We start from the raw sequence: 20,523 nt of genomic DNA on the forward strand, positions 1-20,523 counted from the left end.
AATTTTCCACCAATATAGACAATTGATACTGGGGCAAACACCATGTTCGGTGGACAGAAACTGTATACAAAACTTGTCTTCAACCGCTATGATCGATTTATGGAAACTTCCACCACCAGCTTCATTGTTGAAAGTCTGACCAAGGCTATCGTCGAGCATCGCCTGATGCCCGGCACCAAGCTGGCCGAGCAGAAGCTGGCTGACCACTTTGGTGTTTCCCGTACCCTGGTTCGCCAGGCCCTGTTTCAGCTCTCGCAGAACAAGCTGATCAGGCTGGAGCCCGCACGCGGCGCCTTTGTGGCCACGCCGTCCGTGGATGAGGCGCGCCAGGTGTTTGCCGTGCGCCGCATGCTGGAAGCCGAGATGGTGCGCAGCTTTGTGCCCCAAAGCACGCCCAACAAGATCCGTGCTCTCAAGGCCCATGTAACGGCCGAGAAAAAAGCCATGGAAGCCAATGACGTGGGCCAGCGCACCGAGCTGCTGGGCGACTTCCACGTGCGCATGGCCGAGCTGATGGGCAACGAGGTGCTGGCGCAATTGCTGGGTGAGCTGATTTCCCGCTGCGCATTGATCACGCTGATGTACCAGTCTGCATCGGCGGCCGAGCATTCGCACGAAGAACATGGAGACATCGTGACTGCCCTGGCGGCAGGCGATGCTGAGCATGCGGTGCAACTGATGCAGCTGCACCTGGACCACGTGGAAGCAGGCCTGACCTTCGACCGCGATCTGCCAACGAACGATTTGTCGATGGCACTTTCATCCGTATCCCTATGATTTACGATTCCACCGCCCCCTACCCACGCGACCTGATTGGTTATGGTCGCAACACGCCCCATCCCCAATGGCCCGGCAAAGCCCGCGTGGCCGTGCAGTTCGTTCTGAACTACGAAGAAGGCGGTGAGAACCACATCCTGCATGGCGACCCCGCCAGCGAGCAGTTCCTGTCCGAAATGTTCAATCCAGCGGCCTACCCAGCCCGCCACATGAGCATGGACGGCATTTATGAATACGGCTCACGCGTGGGCGTGTGGCGCATTCTCAAGGAATTCGAAAAGCGCGGCCTGCCGCTGACCGTGTTCGGCGTGGCCACGGCCCTGCAAAAGCACCGTGAGCTGGCCCAGGCTTTCGACGAGCTGGGTCACGAAGTGGCCTGCCACGGTCTGAAGTGGATTCACTACCAGAACGTGCCCGAAGAAATCGAGCGCGCCCATCTGCAGCAATGCGTGGAGATCTTCGAAGAACTCTATGGCCATGACGGCGACCACGGCCTGGGCTGGTACACGGGCCGCGACAGCCCCAACAGCCACCGCCTGGTGGCCGATACCGGCCGCTTTACCTACGACAGCGACTACTACGGCGAAGACCTGCCCTTCTGGATGAAGGTCGCCAAGACCGATGGCAGCACCCGCAACCAGCTGATCGTTCCCTACACACTGGACTGCAACGATATGCGCTTTGCCCTGCCCCAGGGTTACTCGTATGCCGATCCCTTCTTCCAGTACCTGAAGGACACCTTCGATGTCCTGTATGCCGAAGGCGATGCCAACGGCGACGATGCTCCCAAGATGATGAGCATCGGCATGCACTGCCGCCTGTTGGGCCGCCCCGGCCGTATCACTGCGCTGCAGCGCTTCCTCGACCACATCCAGAAGCACGACAACGTGTGGGTGTGCCGCCGTATTGATTTGGCTCGTCACTGGGCCGAGCGTTTCCCTTGCAAGGATTGATTGCGACATGGCTTTGACCCTGGAACAACTGAATGCCGCCGACGCGGCAACCGCGACAGACCTGCTCGACGGTCTGTATGAGCACTCGCCCTGGATTGCCGCCAAGGCACTGGAGCAGCGCCCCTTCAAGTCCATGGCGCACATCAAGCACGCCATGGCCAAGGTGCTGGCCGAATCCAGCGAGCAGGCCCAGCTCGATCTGATCCGCGCTCACCCGGAGCTGGCCGGCAAGCAGATGGAAACCAACACGCTCACCGCCGAATCGACGAATGAGCAAAAGAAGGCGGGTCTCACAAACTGCACGCCCGAAGAGCTGGAGCACATCCGCAAGCTCAACGCCGAATACGGCAAGCGCTTTGGCTTCCCCTTCATCCTGGCCGTGCGCGGTGCACGCGGTCTGGGTCTGAGCAAGGCGGAAATCATCTCGACTTTCGAGCGCCGCATGTTCAACCACCCGGCCTACGAGCAGGCCGAGGCGCTGCGCAACATCCACCGCATCGCCGAGATCCGCCTGAACGACAAGTTCGGCTACGAGCCCGTCGAAGGCAACGAAGTCTGGGACTGGCAAGAACGCCTGTCCACCAACAGCGACCCCGGCTACGCCGAAAAAGGCCAGCTGACGGTGACCTATCTGACCGATGCCCACCGTGCCTGCGCCCAGCGCATCAGCCACTGGATGCGTGAAATCGGCTTCGACGAAGTCGAGATAGATGCTGTCGGCAACGTGGTGGGCCGCTACAAGGCGGCCACCGAAGGTGCCAAGACTCTGCTGACCGGCAGCCATTACGACACCGTGCGCAACGGCGGCAAGTACGACGGCCGCCTGGGCATCTTCGTGCCCATGGCCTGCGTCAAGCAACTGGCCCAGCAAGGCAAGCGCCTGCCCTTCAACATCGAAGTCGTGGGCTTCTCGGAAGAAGAAGGCCAGCGCTACAAGGCGACCTTCCTGGGTTCCGGCGCTCTGGTCGGCGACTTCAAGAACGAATGGCTGGAACAGAAGGACGCCGACGGCATCACGCTGCGCGAAGCCATGACCCACGCGGGCCTGTGCATCGACGACATCCCCAAGCTCGAGCGCGATCCCGCCAAGTACCTGGGCTTTGTCGAAGTGCACATCGAGCAGGGCCCCGTGCTCAACGAGCTGGACATTCCTCTGGGCATCGTCACCTCGATCAACGGCAGCGCCCGTTATGTCTGCGAATTCATCGGCATGGCCAGCCACGCCGGCACCACACCCATGGACCGCCGCCGTGACGCCGCAGCCGGCGTGGCCGAGCTGTCGCTGTACATCGAAAAGCGTGCCGGCCAGGATGGCGACAGCGTGGCCACCATCGGCCAGCTGAACGTGCCCTCGGGCTCGGTCAACGTGGTGCCCGGCCGCTGCCAGTTCTCGCTGGACCTGCGCGCCCCCACCAACGAGCAGCGCGACGCCATGATCAACGACATCATGGCCGAGATGGCAGCGATCGCCGAGCGGCGCGGCCTGCGCTACACCACCGAGCTGTCGATGAAGGCGGCTGCTGCCCCTAGCGCCCCCGAGTGGCAAAAGCGCTGGGAAAACGCTGTGGACGCACTGGGCGTGCCGCTGTTCCGCATGCCCAGCGGCGCCGGCCACGACGCCATGAAGCTGCACGAAATCATGCCCCAGGCCATGTTGTTCGTGCGCGGCATGAACGCCGGCATCAGCCACAACCCGCTGGAAGCCACCACCTCCGACGACATGCAACTGTCCGTGGATGCCTTCGCTCACCTCCTCCAACAACTGGCTCAAGAACAGAAATGACCAATATGAACCAAGACAAGCAAGCCACCTACGCGGCCATCGACGCATGGATCGACGAGCACTTCGACGAAGAAGTGAAGTTCCTGCAAGCCATGGTGCAAGTGCCCACGGACACACCTCCCGGCAACAATGCCCCCCACGCCGAGCGCACTGCCGACCTGATCAAGGGTTTTGGCTTTGAAGCCGAAAAGCATGTCGTGCCCGAAGCCGACGTGAAGGCCTACGGCATGGAGTCCATCACCAACCTGATCGTGCGTCGCCCCTATGGTGACGGCGGCAAGACCATTGCCCTGAACGCACACGGCGACGTGGTGCCCCCAGGCGAAGGCTGGACCAAGGATCCCTACGGCGCCGAAATCGAAGACGGCAAGCTGTACGGCCGCGCCGCTGCCGTGAGCAAGAGCGACTTCGCCTCGTTCACCTTCGCCGTGCGCGCCCTGGAAGCCGTGGCCAAGCCCAGCAAAGGCGCCGTGGAACTGCACTACACCTACGACGAAGAGTTCGGCGGCATCATGGGCCCCGGCTGGTTGCTGGAAAAGGGTCTGACCAAGCCTGATCTGATGATCGCAGCCGGTTTCAGCTACGAAGTCGTGACCGCTCACAACGGCTGCCTGCAGATGGAAATCACCGTGCAGGGCAAGATGGCTCACGCCGCCGTGCCCCACACCGGCGTGGACGCGCTGCAAGCCACGGCCGTGCTGCTGACCGCTCTGTACGGCGAAAACGTCAAGTACAAGCAAGTCACTTCACAAGTGCCCGGCATCAAGCACCCCTACCTGAACGTCGGCCGCATCGACGGCGGCACCAACACCAATGTGGTGCCCGGCAAGGTGATGCTGAAGATCGACCGCCGCATGATTCCCGAAGAGAATCCCGTGGAAGTCGAAGCCAGCATCCGTGCTGTGATCGCCAAGGCCATCGAAGACTTCAACACGCAAGGCGGCTACACCGGCGAAGACGCTGTGCGCGTGGACATCAAGCGCCTGCTGCTGGCCAACGCCATGACTCCCCTGGACGGCAACAAGCCCCTCGTGGACGCCATCCAGAAGCACGGCGAAGCCATCTTCGGCGAAGTACCTCCAGCCGTGGGCACGCCCCTGTACACCGACGTGCGCCTGTATGTCGAGCGCGGTATCCCCGGCGTGATCTATGGCGCCGGCCCCCGCACCGTGCTGGAATCGCACGCCAAGCGCTCCGACGAGCGCCTGGTGCTGGAAGACCTGCGCCGCGCCACCAAGGTCGTGGCCCGCTCTCTGGTGGACCTGACTGCCTGATTCTTCCTGGGCCCGAGAGAGATCGAGGGCCCTCTGCCTAGCCTTCGCTTGCTCTGGTGAAGGTTTTTACAAGCCCGGTCGTCAAAGACCGGGCTTGTTTTTTATGCGCCGGCAGTCAGCAGATGCACGGGCTTGCGCTCTGCGTGGCTGAGGTCCACATGCTGGGCCAGAAAGTCCAGCACCGCCCGCGTACGCACGGGCAACTGACCAGGTTTGCCCACATACACCGCATGAATGGGCTGCAACTCGCCAGGATTGAAATCCTCCAGCACCGGCTGCAAGCACCCTGCATGCAAATCATCCCAGGCGTGATAGAGCGACAGCCGCGCCAGTCCCGCCCCCGCTTTGGCCAAGTTGGCCATGGCCTCACCATCATTGACGCGCAGCACATCTCCCATACCGATAGCCACTGCCTGCCCAGCCACCACAAACGGCCAGTGCGGTATGGCGCGAGGGTAGTTCCAGCCGATGCGTACATGGTTCGCCAGATCGTCCGGATGTTCAGGCTTGCCAAAACGCTTCAGATACTCCGGCGACGCCACGACCACCTGGCGCGTGCTGCCCAGTTTGCGCGCCACCATGTCCGAAGACCTTAATTCGCCCCAACGCAAGGCTATATCTGCGCGAGCCGCTATCAAATCCACTATGTGATCGGTAAAACTCAGATCCAGTTGCAAGCCCGGCCAAGTCTGCATGATCTGCCCAACCAGAGGCACCAGCAGCCGGTTCCCCGTGGACGAGCTGGCATTGATGCGCACCAGGCCGCTAGGCTGTCCTTGCTGGGTGACGGCAGACTCCAGCGCCATCCAGTCCGCCAGCAACTGCTGGCCCTGCTCCAACAATTGCTCTCCCTCGGCCGTCAACTCCAGGCGTCGGGTGCTGCGCCTCAGCAATTGCACCCCCAGCCGAGACTCCAGCCTGGCCACGACCTTGCTCACGGCCGAAGGCGATACCTCGCGCTGGCGTGCGGCCGCGGAAAAGCTGCCTTGTTGCGCCACCAGCACAAAGGTCTGCAGCTCCACAAAGCGGTCCGGACTCGTCACCGTCGATTGGCTCATGAACCGCATCATAAATAGGCGATTTATTCCCTGCAGGAACAAATGCATGTCCGCGACAAGGGCTACCGTCTGCCCGCCGAGAAGTTCACAGTCGGCTCCCTCACTGGTATTTACAAGGACGCACTCATGCCTGCTGCACTGCTTGCTCTGGCCGCCGGAGCTTTTGGCATCGGCACCACCGAATTCATCATCATGGGCCTGCTGACCCAGGTCAGCCAGGATCTGCAGATCTCCATTCCTACTGCGGGTACGCTGATCTCTGGCTACGCCATCGGCGTGGCCGTGGGCGCACCTGTTCTCACCCTGGCATCGCGCCACTGGCCGCGCAAGTTTCTGCTGCTGAGCCTGATGCTGCTGTTCATTGCGGGCAATGCCGCTGCCGCCCTGGCCCCCAGCTATGGCTGGCTGATGGCGGCACGCATGCTGACCTCGCTGACCCATGGCACTTTCTTCGGTGTCGGTGCGGTGGTCGCTACGCAGCTGGTCGCCCCAGAGAAGAAAGCATCCGCCATTGCACTGATGTTTTCCGGCCTGACGCTGGCCACGTTGCTGGGTGTGCCTTTTGGCACCTGGATCGGCCAGCATTGGGGCTGGCGCATGGCCTTTGCCGCCGTCAGCGGCATCGGCGTGGTGGCCCTGCTGATTCTGGCGCGCTATGTGCCCCGTCACCTGAGCATGCCTGCCGTCCGGCACCTGGGCCATGAACTGGCCGTGCTGCGTAATGCCTCCCTGTGGCGCGGCCTGCTGCTGACGGTGGTGGGCTTTGCCGGGGTCTTCACCCTTTATACCTATATAGAGCCCTTGCTGACCCAGATCACGGGAATGGGCGACCGCATGGTTGCCTTGACCCTGCTGCTGTTCGGAGCGGGACTTGCCATTGGCAACCACGTTGGCGGCAAGTTGGCCGATCGCCTGGGCGCACAGCGGGCGCTATGGATATCACTAGCAGGCCTGTTGCTGGTCTTGATCGCGGGCTACTGGCTGTTTGCGAGCACGGCCTTGACCATCGCCTTTGTGCTGCTGCTGGGTATTGCCGCCTTTGCCACGGTCGCGCCTTTGCAGATGAGCGTGCTGCAGGCGGCTGGCGAAGCGGGAATGAATCTGGCCTCCAGCCTCAATATCGCAGCCTTCAACCTGGGCAATGCCTTGGGCGCGTGGCTGGGCGGTGCCGTCATCGCCCAGGGTCTGGGCCTGACCTCGCTGACCTGGACTGCCGCCCTGCCCACCGCTGCCGCCTTGCTGATGGCAAGCCTGACGCTACGCCATCACGCCTCTCGGCCATCTGCCTCTATGGCGGCGGGCATGCACTGAACCTTCTGGGCTTTTCCTTTCTCTATCTGAGACGATAGAGCGCTTGCAACACTGATCCTGCCTGTCTTGCCCTCAGCCCTGCTGCCGGATCTATCTGACGGGGCAGCTTGCAAGAGGTGGAAAAGGCCGAAAAGGCCACCCCAATGCCCCTGGCAGTGCATCTCCCTACTCCATGAAAAAAGCGGCTCTCAAGAGTCGCTTTTTTCATGGCGCCGCAACCGGCATGGTTCTTGCAGACCTCCAGCACTATCTCAACCGCTGAACGCTTTGTCAGATCCTCATGCACGCTTTTGCACATCAATGCACCAATTTCGGTTTCATTACCGAATTTCAACCCCCCAGACACACTAATAAGCGAAAACGTCACCCAGGTGATTGCATGCTTTCCTTGACAGGATGTCGCAAGACCCCATACCAATACGCACATAACTGGCACAAGTCTGCGTCCTATTGCATATCGCGCAAGATTTGCTACTTAAAAAGTAGCAAACATCGCTTTCCTCTCAACGATTTCATAGCCATAAATTAAAAATATTGGGAGAAATATGCGCCTAGAGCTATACATTTTATAGCAATCAGTATTTGCCTTATGCATCTATGCACAAAGCGCATAGATATTTCCATATCGGCAAGATGAACGACTTTGAGCAGGGTTTACCGCTAGATATCGTTCGTTATAGCCTGTATACACTTTTTGTATGGATTACATGCCGCTTAGCTATGCGTGTGGCCCTGAAGCAAATACAGAGTGAGGAGATATGTTTTTATGACATCCAAAGTGCATCCCGTCGATGAGGTCTTGCCAGCAGGCAAGCTCACCGCCCTAGGCTTGCAGCACGTGCTGGTCATGTATGCAGGTGCCGTGGCCGTTCCACTGATCGTGGGCCGCGCGCTCAACCTACCACCCGAGCAGGTCGCGCACCTGATCTCTGCCGACCTGTTCGTCTGCGGTCTGGTCACCCTGATCCAGGCCCTGGGCGCCACCCAGTGGTTCGGTATCAAGCTGCCCGTGATGATGGGCGTGACCTTTGCCAGCGTGGCCCCCATGGTCGCCATTGCACAGTCCACCGGCGGCAACGCAGGAGCTGGCCTGATTTTTGGCTCCGTGATTGGCGCGGGGGTGGTTTCTATCCTCATCGCGCCCGTCATCAGCCGCATGCTGCGGTTTTTCCCGCCCGTGGTGACCGGCACCATCATTGCCGTCATCGGTATCAGCCTGATGCGCGTGGGCATCAACTGGATCTTCGGCAACCCCGTGGGCCCTACCGCACCTTCCGTGCCCAACCCCGAGCACCTGAAGTGGCTGGCTGAAGCCCAGGCCATGGCCGGCGCCCCCGGCTCCTCGCTGCCCGCCATCCCCAAGGGCTTCTCGGTGCTGCCCACCCTGCCCAACCCCAAGTACGCCGATCTGCAAGGCGCCGCCGTCTCGGGCATCGTGCTGCTGTCCATCCTGCTGATCGCACGCTTTGCCAAGGGCTTCATCGCCAATATCTCGGTGCTGATGGGCATTCTGATCGGCGGCGTGATCTCCGTAGCCATGGGCCTGATGAACTTCGACAAGGTCGCCAAGGCCGAGTGGTTCACCGTGGTGCTGCCCTTCCAGATCGCCATGCCCGTGTTCGACCCCATTCTGATCCTGACCATGAGCCTGGTGATGGTGGTGGTGATGATCGAATCGACCGGCATGTTCCTGGCTCTGGGCGACATGACCAAGCGCGAGATCACTCAGGATGAGCTGACCCGCGGTCTGCGCACCGACGGGCTGGGCACCCTGATCGGCGGTATCTTCAATACCTTCCCCTACACCAGCTTCTCGCAGAACGTGGGTCTGGTCGCCGTGACAGGCGTGATGAGCCGCTGGGTCTGCGTGGCGGGCGGCGCCATCCTGATCATCCTGGGCGTGCTGCCCAAGATGGGGGCGCTGATCGAGTCCCTGCCCACCGTGGTGCTGGGCGGCGCGGGTCTGGTGATGTTCGGCATGGTGGCCTCCACCGGTATCCGCATCCTGTCCAACGTGGATTTCCGCAACAACAAGCACAACGCCATGATCGTGGCCGTGTCCATCGGCGTCGGCATGATTCCTCTGGTTGCACCTAATTTCCGCCAATGGATGCCCCATTCCATCCATCCACTGATTGAATCCGGTATCCTGCTGGCTTCGATTACCGCAGTGGCTCTGAACCTTTTCTTCAACGGGGCTGCCAAAGACAACAGTGCCGCGATCAACGCTGCGCGACAGGCTGACGCCCACTAAGGCCTAGCCTCAATCAATCGCCGGTTTACCAGCCGGCCCTGGGCCCCCTGCCGCACCACAATGCGCCAGGGGGCTTGTTGTCGGTGCAGTTCAGGCAAAACAGACCTAACCCAAAAATCTTCTCGCCATCCGGTAAGCTTCAGAGAAGCAACTTGTTGATAAATTTCGTATGACACAAAACCTGTCCACTGCCGAACAAGCCCTGCGCGACGCGGCCCGCGAATACCACCGCAGCCCCGTCAAGGGCAAGATTTCCGTTACGCCCACCAAGCCCCTGTCCAACCAGCGCGACTTGTCCCTGGCCTACTCGCCAGGCGTGGCCTACCCCTGCCTGGACATCGAGGCAGACCCCTCGACTGCGGCCGAATACACCTCGCGCGGCAACTTGGTCGGCGTGATCACCAACGGCACGGCTGTCCTGGGCCTGGGCGATATCGGACCTCTGGCCTCCAAGCCCGTGATGGAAGGCAAGGGCTGCCTGTTCAAGAAGTTTGCTGGCGTGGACGTGTTCGACATCGAGCTGGCCGAACGCGATCCGGACAAGCTGATCGAGATCATTGCCTCGCTGGAACCCACCCTGGGCGGCATCAACCTTGAAGACATCAAGGCGCCCGAGTGCTTCTACATTGAGCAAGAACTCTCCAAGCGCATGAACATTCCGGTGTTCCACGACGACCAGCACGGCACCGCCATCATCTCCAGCGCCGCCCTGCTCAACGGTCTGGAACTGGTGAACAAGCAGATCGACAAGGTCAAGATCGCCGTCTCCGGCGCCGGTGCTGCCGCCATCGCCTGCGTGAACGTCATGGTAGGCTTGGGCGTGAAGCGCGAAAACGTCTTCATGTGCGACTCCAAGGGCGTGATCTATGAAGGCCGCCCCGGTGGCCTGGATGCCTCCAAGGCCCAGTACGCACAAAAGACCGATGCCCGTACCCTGGCCGATGCCGTCAACGGTGCCGACGTCTTCCTGGGCTGCTCGGCTCCCGGCGTGCTGACTGCCGACATGGTCAAGACCATGGCCGACAAGCCCATCATCCTGGCCCTGGCCAATCCCGAGCCCGAAATCCGCCCCGAGCTGGCCAAGGCCATCCGCCCTGACTGCATCGTGGCCACAGGCCGCTCCGACTATCCCAATCAGGTCAACAACGTCCTGTGCTTCCCCTACATCTTCCGTGGCGCGCTGGACTGCGGCGCCTCCAAGATCACCGAGGAAATGAAGCTGGCCTGCGTGCGTGAAATCGCCGCCCTGGCCAAGCAGGACGTCAGCGACGAAGTCGCCGCCGCCTACCAGGGCAAGGAGCTGACCTTCGGCCCCGACTACCTGATCCCCACGCCTTTCGATACGCGCCTGATCCTGCGCATCGCGCCCGCCGTGGCCCAGGCTGCCGCCGAATCCGGTGTGGCCACCCGTCCCATCGAAGACATCGCGGCCTACCGCGAAAGCCTGACCCGCTTCGTCTACCAGACCAGCATGTTCATGCGCCCCGTGTTTGCAGCCGCCAAGGCCAATCTGCAACGCGTGGCCTATGCCGAAGGTGAAGACGAACGCGTGCTGCGTGCCGTGCAGGTGGCCGTGGACGACGGCCTGGCCAAGCCCATCCTGATCGGTCGCCCCGCCGTGATCGAGGCCCGCATTGCCAAGGCTGGCCTGCGCATCCAGTTGGGCAAGGACGTGGAAATCTGCAACCCCGAAGACGATCCACGCTTCCGCCAGTACTGGGAAACCTATCACCGCCTGATGGGCCGTGACGGTGTGACACCCGAGGCTGCCAAGGCAGCCGTGCGCCGCTCCAACACCCTGATCGCCGCGTTGATGGTGCACCTGGGTGATGCCGATGCCATGCTGTGCGGTCTGGTTGGCAAGTTCGACAGCCACCTGGCCCATGTGCAGGACATCCTGGGCCTGAAGAAGGACGCCAAGGAGTTCGCCACCGTCAACGCCGTCATGCTGGAGTCCGGCACGCTATTCGTCGCTGATACCTATATCAACGAAGACCCCAGCGCCGAAGAACTGGCCGAGATCGCCAAGATGGCTGCCGACGAAGTGGCCCGCTTTGGCCTGCCGCCCAAGGTCGCCTTCCTGTCTCACAGCAACTACGGCTCCTCCACTCGCGGCTCCGCCCGCAAGATGCGTGCCGCCCGTGACCTGTTCGCCGCAGCCAACCCTGGCATCGAATGCGACGGCGAAATGCACGGCGACGCTGCCCTGTCGCAGGACGTGCGCAGCCACGCTCTGCTGGAATCGAGCCTGCACGGCGCCGCCAACGTGCTGATCTGCCCCAACCTGGACGCAGCGAACATTCTGTTCAACGTGCTCAAGACCACGGGCGGCCACGGCACCACCATCGGCCCCATCCTCATGGGTTCCGCCGCTTCAGCCCACGTCCTGACCCCCTCGGCCACGGTGCGCCGTGTGGTCAACATGACAGCCCTGGCCGCGGCCCAGGCCATTGCTCTGCGCGGTTAAACATCTTTTCAGCCCTTGGGCTGTAGAAGTCGCAAGACCCGTTCTGAAAGCCATTCAACAGCCATCTGTTGGATGGCTTTTCTCATGACCTGCCGGCCAATTTTTCTGCCAAGGAGCGCTTCAAGATCATGCGTGCTTCGCCAGTTTTTTGACGAGCGCTCAAAGTCGCCCAATTCAAAATCAAGCGTAATTCCTTGTGTAGAATCCGGGCATCCGGAGGTTTGGGTGAGTGGTTTAAACCAGCAGTCTTGAAAACTGCCGAAGGAGTGATCCTTCCGTGAGTTCGAATCTCACAGCCTCCGCCAGTCATCAGGAAAAGCTGCAAGCATGGCCTTCAAGCCGTCTGCAGCTTTTTTTTCGTCCTCGTTCTCGGAGGCCTCTAGGTCTTCCTTCATAGCCGCGACAAAGGCCCGTGCTGGGTCTTCTCCAAGGATCGCGCGCATCTTTCCCCGTATCCGCCAGTTGCAAGGACGCTTGCCTTGTTTCATCTCGACTAGGTTCGAGGGGTAAATCTCCAGTACTGCCGCCAGTTTTCTTTGGCTTCCGACTACTTCTGCTGCGCGCTCGATGAGCGTTTCTAGGGTAAGACCTGTGACAAGTGGTTCCATTTTTGGCTCCATCGTGATAAATTAGCGTAACCAATTTTGGTATCAGAGCCAATTTTGGTAATTCATTGTACGTCTGCCCCATCTGCAGGGGATATCACGCCATAGGAGGCCGCATGCAGCATTCATCCGTAGTTCAAATTCTCAAGGTCAATGACTCCCGTTCTGGCGTTGGCAAGAACGGCAAAAATTGGACGATGCAAGAGGCTGAATGCATCTTGCTCGACGGTGATGGGCAGGTCTCTCAAGTGGGCGTCCTCGACGTTCCTAAAGACATGATCGGTAACCTCGTCCCCGGGATGTACACCGCCACGTTTACGCTGGCGGCTCACTATCAAACCCGCAAGATTGAATCCCGCCTGACTGGCCTGACTCGCATTCCTAGTAAGTCTGAGCGTCCCGCTCCTTCGGCTGACAAGTCCTGACCATGGAGCTGCTTACTGAACTCCAGTTGGGCAGCCTTGCCCTCGGAATCGCAAAGATCGCATTCGTTGCGGGTCTCGCTGGTGCTCTTGCTGCTCTCAGCATTTTGAAGGGTGTCTATGCGGTTGCGGGGTTCTTCGCTGAGCGAACTGTTAAGGCTGCTCGCATCCGTGCTGCGCGTTCTCGCGCAACTGCTGCGCCTGTGGCGGTAATGCCTGCTCCTGGTGCCCCTGACTCTAGCGACCCTCCGGGTCATTACTGCACTGAGAACTACTCGACTCACGACTGGGTAGGTGACGTCTGCGTCACCTGCGGTGGTCGCACTGATTGGGGGCGTGCTTCATGCTGACTTTGATTTATGCCGCTCCCGGCTCTGGCGGCACGTATGGGCCAGAGGTCTATCGGGCCTACCGGTCTGAACAGGCTCGCTGTCTCGAGAAAACCCGTCGCAATTTTGAAGCCGTTTCCAAGAGGTTTGGCCCTTCTCATTCTTGGACGAAGTTTTGGGTCCAAGAGTGCAAGCGTGAGGCCGGGTACTTGATTTCCGGCGTTTATTGCTCTGGTGTTAGGGGCTGGGGTGTCCCCGGTGGCTGATCAGGTTATCCAATGCTCTCAAGCCTGCACGGTCACTGTGCAGCTTGAGCTAACTCATCCGCTGTTCAACATCGACGCAGCTGGGGGCGCGCAAATCGGTCTAGCGATCGTGTTTGTGTGGGTCGTGGGGTTTGGCGTCCGTCAAGCCATCAAGGCCGTCAAAGTCGGTGATTCCAACTCTGAGGAGTAACTATGTCCAAAAAACTGAAGTCGGCCCTGTTGGCCATTCCCGCTTTCGCTGCTGCCACTGGCGCTCACGCGGCTGCTGTTGACGTCACTGGCGTTGTCAGCGATATCGCTGCGCAAGCTGGCCCCATCGGTTTGATCGGCTCCGCCGTGCTGCTGATCATCGTGGCGGTTGCTGCTTTCAAGTGGGTGCGCGGCGCTCTGCGTTGATCGCCCGGTAGGTGTCCGGGAGACGTCCCGGGCCCTGCTCAATGTCTCCAGTCCGGGGGTATTGAACAGGGGGTGTTATGGGCCTATTCGTCATCATCGCGATTCTGGGGGCGGCATGGCTTATGTTCACCGCTTGATTTTCGCGCTGGCTTTGTGCGTTCTTTGTGCGCCGTCTTGGGCTGCTATTCCAAAGGTTGCGGGTTACCGGATCGAATCTGGCTCTCGCGTCTCTCCTGTTTACTCGTCCTGGGAGGGGGCTTGCGGAGATCCTTTGGCGCAGGTCATTGCCAAGGACTCTATGTACAACCCGTACGGCTTTTACTCGAACGCTAGGGCTCGGTACGTCCCTCCAGCTGGTAGTGGCTCTTGTCATGTTCTTGGTGACAACTCGTCGGGGGCTGAGGTTAAGTTAGGTGCGGTTCCCGTTGCTCAGAGTGGCTCGATCTGTCCCGCAAATTCGACGGTTTCCGGGTCATCGTGCGTTTGTAACTCGGGTTTTGAGGAGTCGGGTTCGCAGTGCATCCCGGAACAGTCTGACGCTTGTAAGCAGGTGACACAGCTGTGTGCTGCGTCTGCAGGTTCTTCTCGCTTTTATGAGGGCTCGGGGTCATTGCCGGATAGTGGCTGTTTTCCGGCTCCTCCGCCGCCTGGCGGTGGGGACATGAGCAAGTGTGTTGGTGGTTGTAGCGGAACTCAAACTGGGGTTGATGTGTCCTGGGGCAGTGGTAGTGGCAGCCGCTGGGGCAGCAGCTTCAAGCACGATGGTTCGTCATGCGCTCTTGGCAGTAATCCAAGCACCGAAAAAGACCCTAAATGCATGGGATCGCCCGGTACCGTGAACGGTGTTCAAGTCTGCATCCCTGCAGATAGTGCCAAGGGTGATAAGCAGTCAGAGAAAACCACAAACAGCGACGGGACCTCTACGGACAAGGTTTCTGAGACGACTTGTACAAACGGTATTTGCACGACGACCACAAAGACCACTAATAAAGATGCGGCGGGTAACGCTACATCTTCAAGCACCAGCTCGAGTTCGCAGTCGCAAGACTCGTACTGCTCTAAGAACCCTACAAGCATGGTTTGTGCTGCGGCTAACGGTGGTAGTAAGCCCGGCTCTGGTAGTGGTTCCGGTAGTGGCTCAGGGTCTGGTAACGGCAACGGTACCGGTGACGGTGACTGCAAAGGCGATGACTGCGGAGACAAACCTAGCAAGTTCGGCGGCTCCTGTGCGGGTGGCTTCACTTGCGAAGGGGATGCGATCACTTGTGCTATTGCTAAAGAGGTTCATCTTCGCAACTGTCAGATTGACGATCTGAGGAATTCAGAGTGGCACAAGCTTTGGGAAAACGATCCCGGTAAGGGCAAAACGGGCTCTGTGTTGGGTGATTTGAAGGGTAACAAGGACGTCAATATTGCCAGCTACCTCCAAGATCGTGACGACTTCATTGGTAGCGGTTCTTGTCCTGCTGATCGTGTGATCTCTGGCCCGAGTTGGGAGGTGTCAATTCCTTATTCAAGCCTCTGCCCGTATCTCTCAATGCTGGGCAATGTCGCTGTCATCTGCGCATCTATTGTTGCTGCGCGCATCATCACCGGGAGGGCTACCTAATGCCTGCATTTTTGGGTTCTTTGGGTGGCCTGCTGTTGTCCCTTGTCGCGGGCTTTGTGGGTCGCACGTTGGCGGCGCTGGGGCTGTCCTTGGTCACTTATTACGGCGTCTCTCAAGCTCTGGATTTCTTGAAGGGGCTCATCATGCAGGCCCTTTCAGGCTTCCCTGTTGAGGTAGTCCAGTTGCTGGGGCTGATGAGGATAGGGACTGCGCTCACGATCATCTTCAGTGCAATGTTTGCAAGCATGCTGCTCAACGGTCTGAATTCGGACAGCTTCAAGAAGCTGATCATTCAATGATCTATCTCACGACTGGTGGAAACGGCGCGGGAAAAACGCTTTTCACACTTCGGGATGTGCGCGATCAGCAGTTGAAGGAAAACCGCCCGGTCTATTACCACGGCTTTGAAATGCATGAGCATGTCGCGGCTGAATTCGGTTGGCAGAAGTTCGATCCGAAGCTGTGGCAAGACCTGCCTGATGGCTCCATCTGCATCATGGATGAATGCCAGAATGAGTTCCCCGTGCGGGGGAGTCGTGATGCGGTTCCGCCCTATATCAACGCTATTGCTCAGTTCCGGCGCAAGCGTGGTTTTGATTTCTGGATGGTGTGTCCGAGTCCCAAAATGCTCGACTCATTTGTCCGGGGCTTGATTGAGTCACCTTCCTGGCATCGTCATATGAAACGGGCTCTTGGTGCCGATATGGTGTCTGAGCTGAAATTTGGTGTGCCCGATCTGCAGTGCGAAAAGCCGAATTCCGGTACCCGCGCTGAAGTCAAGATGCGTGCGTACCCCAAGGAAGTCTATAACTGGTACAAGTCCGCCAGTCTGCATACCGGTAAGCGCCGTATTCCTAAACAGGTGTGGATTCTCGGGTTCGCGGCGATCGCCGTTCCCTGCATGTTTTGGTACGCGTTTCGGCTGCTCAATGCACCAGCGCAAAAAGCCGCAGCTGCTGCAGAAGTGCAGCAGCCTTCAGAGCGGAAATTTGCGCCCCTGACTCCTGCGGAATATGCGGCTTCTTTCAAGGCCCGTGTGGGTGGCTTTCCTCATACCGCGCCCCGATATGACGAAGTGACAAAGCCTGTCACTGCGCCGTATCCGGCTGCATGTGTGGAAATGAAATCTAAGGGCTGTAAGTGCTACACCCAGCAAGGCACAGTCATGCCCATCGCTGTAGATATCTGTACGCAGATTGTCAAAAATGGCTACTTCGTTGACTGGGAAAAACCGCAAGCCAGCACCCCTATGCCGGCTGGGCGACAAGAGCGTCCCGCTCTTGTTGCTCAGTCGGCGCAAGTCCCTCAAACCGTCCCCATGCCTGAGCCAAGAGAGCGGCCTACTCCCCCGGCTGTTGACGGCTACACACAAGGCTTAGCGGCGCGAAATGCTCAAGTCAGGTCGGTATTCCAATGAAGTGCCACCTGACCATTTTTCAGGGCGCTCACGTATTTGCGGGCTGCGCTCTGGGCATCCTTCCACCACTGCGGCACGATCAGTGGCGCGGGGTGCTCAATCAGGCCTCGGGCCTTCATCGCGGCAGTGATGTAGGCCCGAATAGCGCGTCCGAGTACCGTCGTCGGGCGCTTGCCGTTCCACACGGGCTTCCCGAAGGGCAGCACCAGCTGCAAAGCCATTGCCTCTGCATACTTCCTGAAATTTGCTGCTATCGCCATGTGCCGCCCCTGCCTTTCTGGTGTACCGGGCCCCTAGATTCGGAGCCGGGTCGTTATCTGTCTGCTGCCCGTGTAGCTGTCCCTTGCTTGCACCGTTCCCCTGAGTTCCTCGCCGTGCCTTTAGCGTTGCCGGGATTGGTTTTCGGAGTGGGGAAGCTTTGTAAAGCGAAGCTTTATGAATACCCCCGGAGAAAACCAAAGGCCGCAGGCCGCTCCTGGCTTAGCGTAGGCCGTAGAGGCGAGAACTCAGGGGAACGGTGCTGGGCGCGATGCTCGACGGGCAGCGGACGCCGCGCGGCGAGCGCTGCAAGTGCCGCAGGCACTCTGACTATGGATGTCTGGATGTCCGCGATAGGGATTGTTAGTTCGCCTGATGGCGAATTGAGACTTGGGACAAGGCTCAACCCGAAGGGCCAAAGCCCGGTCGCCGCGAATGCGGCGAATCGCCCATGTATCGCTGCTGCTGCAACTGGTGAACTTTGTCCAGCTCGTGCTGCTGGCTACAAAACCGGTACTGAAAAACTTCAGGCTACGGGCTGGCAAGCGTGCCCGCGCGGCCAGCGAAGCGCCAGCGGGCACGCGCGCAGCGCGTGCCTAATTTATTCATACCTCACTTTGGAACAAACCACGTATTTGCCTCTGGGCGCGGATTGAACCTGTAGCAAAAAAAGAGGCCCGCAACGGCTGGAACCGTTCGGACCTCGTGACTGCAACTAATGGAGCTAGCTGCAATGGAAAGAATAATAACCGCCCCCACGGGCGAACGCATAGTTATTCAAGGTGAAGTCCTTGAGGATGCATGGGACGTGTATGTCAAACGCGTCAATGGCCATCGCGAAATCTCGTTTCGCAACGCTGTTATCTGGTCTGAAACCGACAAGCTCGCACCTCCCCCGTTTGACCCCGAAGCCTACCTCTCCCAATTCGATGGTGAAGACCGTGAATGGCGTGAGAGAGAGCTCGAAGAGGAAGCTGAGGCCCGTCGACTCAAGAAGCTTGAACAAAACGCACAGAGGGCTAAATCAGCCTGTCGCTGGTTCATCAAAGCGAACGGTTTGAATGAGCTGCTCACGCTGACTTACCGTGAGAATCAAGAAGACCGTGATCTGTGCAAGAAGCACTTCAAAGAATGGGTTCGCCGCATGAAAAGCGCGCTCGGTGGGCGCTTCGTCTACTGTGCAAGCTTTGAGAGACAAGACCGCGGTGCAATGCATGTCCACATCGCTTGTCACAAGCTGCCCAAGCACGCGACACACAAGGACGTAAAAATCAAAGGCTGGGAACTCGGCACTAAAGTCTGGCGCTCTATCGTTGGCAAGGACAATGGCATGTGCTTCGTTGGCGGTCGCAAGACCCCTCAAGGACGCATCAAACAGCGCTCCATAGCCAAGATTGCCTCCTACGTGTCTAAGTACATCACCAAGGATTACAAGGACGCTCCGGACGAATCTAACCGCTACAGCCGTAGTGACTCCAAGAACGGCATTGCCTCTATGCCCAAAGCGGAAAAAATCCGCATTTGGGGGGCATCCCTGCGAGACATGATTGAGATGACATTTCAGTGTGCTAACGATGAAATCGTTGTGTCTCATCGCATCACCCTAGAGCGCTTCGAGGGTGCTCGTTATTGGCTTGTGACTGAACCAAAGGAACCCTATGCGTAAGCGCTTTACCTATCGACGTTCGGTTGGTCTCACGCCTTCTGTTGCTCAACGTGTTGAGGCTATCTCTGTAGCTGAGGGGCGCTCTTTTGAACATGTATTGAGGCTGTTGATTGTTGAGGCGCTGCGATCGCGTGAATCAAAACCCGCTCTACCTGTGATTCCTCCTGATGGTCTTTCTAGTCATTGACCTGCAAGTGATTTTGGAGAAATTCGCGCCTGGCAGAATCGCTATAAAAGCTATAGCAATCTATCTCATTGCAGCTTGGGAATTTTCGGCATCTTGGAGACTCTGTCTGTCGAAACAAAGAGGGATTTAGATGCTGGTTGGATATGCCCGTGTAAGTACTCAAGAGCAAGATACATCAGTGCAGATTGCGGCAATGCATGCTGCTGGTGTCCGGGTGATTTTTGAAGAGAAAGCTAGCGGTGCGAAGTTTGATCGGCCTGTGCTTCGGCAGTGCCTTGCCTCGCTAAAAACAGGGGATCATTTCGTCTTTTACAAGCTTGATCGCGTTGCACGATCGCTCTCTGACTTACTCAAGATTCTCGACCGTGTAGAGCGTTCGGGTGCTTGTATTCGATCTCTGACAGAGCCTATCGATACCACCACGCCGACTGGGCGTTTGATGCTCCAGATTCTGGGGGCTATGGCTGAGTTCGAACGGTCTTTGATTCGGGAACGCTGCATGGCGGGTCAGAAAGAGGCCATGGCTCGGGGTGTGCACTGTGGTCGTGCTCTATCTGTGGACGATGCAACGGCAGTTGCGATCGTTGAGGCTTACGCTACAGGTCTATACACGCTGAAGGGCGTAGGTCAGCGCTTTGGGGTATCTGACTCCGTTGTAAAACGTCTTGTCTATAAGAAGACAAAACCCAACTATCGCTCTTGAAGCCCATGTGAGGCTGTCCTTTAGGTACAGCCTCCGCCAGGACATCGACGCACACAACGTCAAATCGCTTCAAAACCCGCTTCTCTCATAGGGAAGCGGGTTTTTCTTTGTCGCAGGTATCGCACCACATCCCAAGGCATTCCAGCTTTCTGTTGGTACTTCTATTGGTAGCTCAATCAGATCGCAAATCAGGTGTCAGCAATTGGCATGCAGAAGCGCAGGTGACTGACTGATATGTTCATCAGGAACACTAAGCACAGTGATGACGACGGGCTATGCCTGCGCTGCCCAGCTCGATCATGAGCTATCGCAGCATCGGTCAGTTCCACGCAGGAAAAACAAAAACCCCGATTGCAATGCAATCGGGGTTTTGAATTTTTGGCAGGGGAAGAAGGATTCGAACCTTCGCATGCTGGAATCAAAATCCAGTGCCTTAACCAGCTTGGCGACTCCCCTAGAAGACCGCAATTCTAGCCCAGATTTTTACCGTTTTTGGAAATTTCATCTGCAAACGCACAAATATGCTGAATTCAATGCAAAAGCATTGAGCCCATCGACTGGCAACAACCAAAGCTCCATGTTCTGGGCAAGCTGCTTGCCAAGCCCAACCCTCCCCTTACAGAGCCCTATTAAAAGCTGCTGACACGACCCAGCAAACCCAAAGTTCACATTCGGTACAAAACGCGAGGCCGTAAGTACGACAAGGCTAGGCATCCCCAACGAAGCAACAGACATGTCATGGCTTGTGCGGGCGTTTCCAGCTTCTGGGCTGCCGCTCATCCTCCGAC

The 20,523-nt window shown here is 58.6% G+C and carries 18 protein-coding genes and 2 tRNA genes; 16 read left to right on the forward strand and 4 right to left on the reverse strand.

Annotation, left to right across the window (positions count from 1 at the left end; genetic code table 11):
• Positions 1-99: 99 nt before the first annotated feature.
• Genes QMY55_RS18235 through QMY55_RS18250 form a run of 4 tightly spaced genes read left to right on the forward strand, consistent with a single transcriptional unit; the run spans position 100 to position 4,787 of the window.
• Positions 100-777 (forward strand): GntR family transcriptional regulator, encoded by a 678-nt coding sequence (locus tag QMY55_RS18235; RefSeq protein WP_283485565.1) that lies wholly within the window; start codon positions 100-102, stop codon positions 775-777.
• On the forward strand, positions 774-1,730 hold the full coding sequence (gene puuE / locus QMY55_RS18240) for an allantoinase PuuE (protein ID WP_283485566.1): 957 nt from the start codon (positions 774-776) through the stop codon (positions 1,728-1,730). The genes QMY55_RS18235 and puuE overlap by 4 nt, the downstream gene beginning before the upstream one ends.
• Before the next feature lie 7 nt (positions 1,731-1,737).
• Complete coding sequence (gene uraD / locus QMY55_RS18245) at positions 1,738-3,513, forward strand: 2-oxo-4-hydroxy-4-carboxy-5-ureidoimidazoline decarboxylase (RefSeq protein ID WP_283485567.1); 1,776 nt, start codon at positions 1,738-1,740, stop codon at positions 3,511-3,513.
• The gene (locus QMY55_RS18250; RefSeq protein WP_283485568.1) at positions 3,510-4,787 is read left to right on the forward strand and encodes a M20 family metallopeptidase; all 1,278 of its coding nucleotides are present in this window, start codon (positions 3,510-3,512) and stop codon (positions 4,785-4,787) included. The genes uraD and QMY55_RS18250 overlap by 4 nt, the downstream gene beginning before the upstream one ends.
• 101 nt (positions 4,788-4,888) lie before the next feature.
• On the opposite strand, the gene QMY55_RS18255 is transcribed toward QMY55_RS18250, so the two are convergent.
• Positions 4,889-5,845 carry a LysR family transcriptional regulator gene (locus tag QMY55_RS18255; protein WP_283485569.1) on the reverse strand — a complete coding sequence of 319 codons (957 nt, stop codon included), beginning with the start codon at positions 5,843-5,845 and terminating at the stop codon, positions 4,889-4,891.
• A gap of 126 nt (positions 5,846-5,971) precedes the next feature.
• Here QMY55_RS18255 and QMY55_RS18260 point away from each other — a divergent pair, with 126 nt between their 5' ends.
• The 4 genes from QMY55_RS18260 (at position 5,972) to QMY55_RS18275 (ending at position 12,182) form a co-directional block, all read left to right on the forward strand.
• Positions 5,972-7,156 (forward strand): MFS transporter, encoded by a 1,185-nt coding sequence (locus QMY55_RS18260; protein ID WP_283489008.1) that lies wholly within the window; start codon positions 5,972-5,974, stop codon positions 7,154-7,156.
• Between the two features lie 766 nt (positions 7,157-7,922).
• Positions 7,923-9,410 carry a nucleobase:cation symporter-2 family protein gene (locus QMY55_RS18265; RefSeq protein WP_283485570.1) on the forward strand — a complete coding sequence of 496 codons (1,488 nt, stop codon included), beginning with the start codon at positions 7,923-7,925 and terminating at the stop codon, positions 9,408-9,410.
• A gap of 169 nt (positions 9,411-9,579) precedes the next feature.
• A complete protein-coding gene (locus QMY55_RS18270) occupies positions 9,580-11,877 on the forward strand; it encodes an NADP-dependent malic enzyme (protein WP_283485571.1) in 2,298 nt (765 codons plus the stop codon).
• A 215-nt stretch (positions 11,878-12,092) separates the two neighbouring features.
• Positions 12,093-12,182, forward strand: a tRNA-Ser gene (locus tag QMY55_RS18275).
• Here QMY55_RS18275 and QMY55_RS18280 read toward each other — a convergent pair.
• Complete coding sequence (locus QMY55_RS18280) at positions 12,168-12,485, reverse strand: hypothetical protein (protein WP_283485572.1); 318 nt, start codon at positions 12,483-12,485, stop codon at positions 12,168-12,170. The genes QMY55_RS18275 and QMY55_RS18280 overlap by 15 nt on opposite strands.
• 113 nt (positions 12,486-12,598) lie before the next feature.
• Between QMY55_RS18280 and QMY55_RS18285 the strand changes: the two genes are divergently transcribed.
• The 5 genes from QMY55_RS18285 to QMY55_RS18305 all read left to right on the forward strand — a co-directional run bounded on the left by QMY55_RS18285 (position 12,599) and on the right by QMY55_RS18305 (position 16,921).
• On the forward strand, positions 12,599-12,907 hold the full coding sequence (locus tag QMY55_RS18285; RefSeq protein WP_283485573.1) for a hypothetical protein: 309 nt from the start codon (positions 12,599-12,601) through the stop codon (positions 12,905-12,907).
• Between the two features lie 784 nt (positions 12,908-13,691).
• Positions 13,692-13,895, forward strand: a complete 204-nt coding sequence (locus QMY55_RS18290) for a major capsid protein (RefSeq protein WP_283485574.1) — start codon at positions 13,692-13,694, stop codon at positions 13,893-13,895.
• Between the two features lie 661 nt (positions 13,896-14,556).
• Positions 14,557-15,504, forward strand: a complete 948-nt coding sequence (locus tag QMY55_RS18295; RefSeq protein WP_283485575.1) for a virulence factor TspB C-terminal domain-related protein — start codon at positions 14,557-14,559, stop codon at positions 15,502-15,504.
• A complete protein-coding gene (locus QMY55_RS18300; RefSeq protein ID WP_283485576.1) occupies positions 15,504-15,803 on the forward strand; it encodes a DUF2523 domain-containing protein in 300 nt (99 codons plus the stop codon). The genes QMY55_RS18295 and QMY55_RS18300 overlap by 1 nt, the downstream gene beginning before the upstream one ends.
• On the forward strand, positions 15,800-16,921 hold the full coding sequence (locus QMY55_RS18305) for a zonular occludens toxin domain-containing protein (RefSeq protein ID WP_283485577.1): 1,122 nt from the start codon (positions 15,800-15,802) through the stop codon (positions 16,919-16,921). The genes QMY55_RS18300 and QMY55_RS18305 overlap by 4 nt, the downstream gene beginning before the upstream one ends.
• On the opposite strand, the gene QMY55_RS18310 is transcribed toward QMY55_RS18305, so the two are convergent.
• Positions 16,897-17,142, reverse strand: coding sequence for a hypothetical protein (locus tag QMY55_RS18310; RefSeq protein WP_283485578.1), 246 nt, complete (start codon positions 17,140-17,142; stop codon positions 16,897-16,899). The genes QMY55_RS18305 and QMY55_RS18310 overlap by 25 nt on opposite strands.
• Before the next feature lie 472 nt (positions 17,143-17,614).
• On the opposite strand from QMY55_RS18310, the gene QMY55_RS18315 reads away from it, so the two are divergent.
• The 3 genes from QMY55_RS18315 to QMY55_RS18325 all read left to right on the forward strand — a co-directional run bounded on the left by QMY55_RS18315 (position 17,615) and on the right by QMY55_RS18325 (position 19,735).
• On the forward strand, positions 17,615-17,779 hold the full coding sequence (locus tag QMY55_RS18315) for a hypothetical protein (protein ID WP_283485579.1): 165 nt from the start codon (positions 17,615-17,617) through the stop codon (positions 17,777-17,779).
• Positions 17,780-17,912: 133 nt separating this feature from the next.
• A complete protein-coding gene (locus tag QMY55_RS18320) occupies positions 17,913-18,845 on the forward strand; it encodes a rolling circle replication-associated protein (protein WP_283485580.1) in 933 nt (310 codons plus the stop codon).
• 317 nt (positions 18,846-19,162) lie between these two features.
• The gene (locus QMY55_RS18325) at positions 19,163-19,735 is read left to right on the forward strand and encodes a recombinase family protein (RefSeq protein ID WP_283485581.1); all 573 of its coding nucleotides are present in this window, start codon (positions 19,163-19,165) and stop codon (positions 19,733-19,735) included.
• 379 nt (positions 19,736-20,114) lie between these two features.
• Here QMY55_RS18325 and QMY55_RS18330 read toward each other — a convergent pair.
• Positions 20,115-20,191 (reverse strand) — tRNA-Gln (locus QMY55_RS18330).
• Positions 20,192-20,523: the final 332 nt, after the last annotated feature.

Origin of the sequence: Comamonas resistens (genome assembly GCF_030064165.1) — a bacterium.
GTDB lineage: Bacteria > Pseudomonadota > Gammaproteobacteria > Burkholderiales > Burkholderiaceae_C > Comamonas > Comamonas resistens.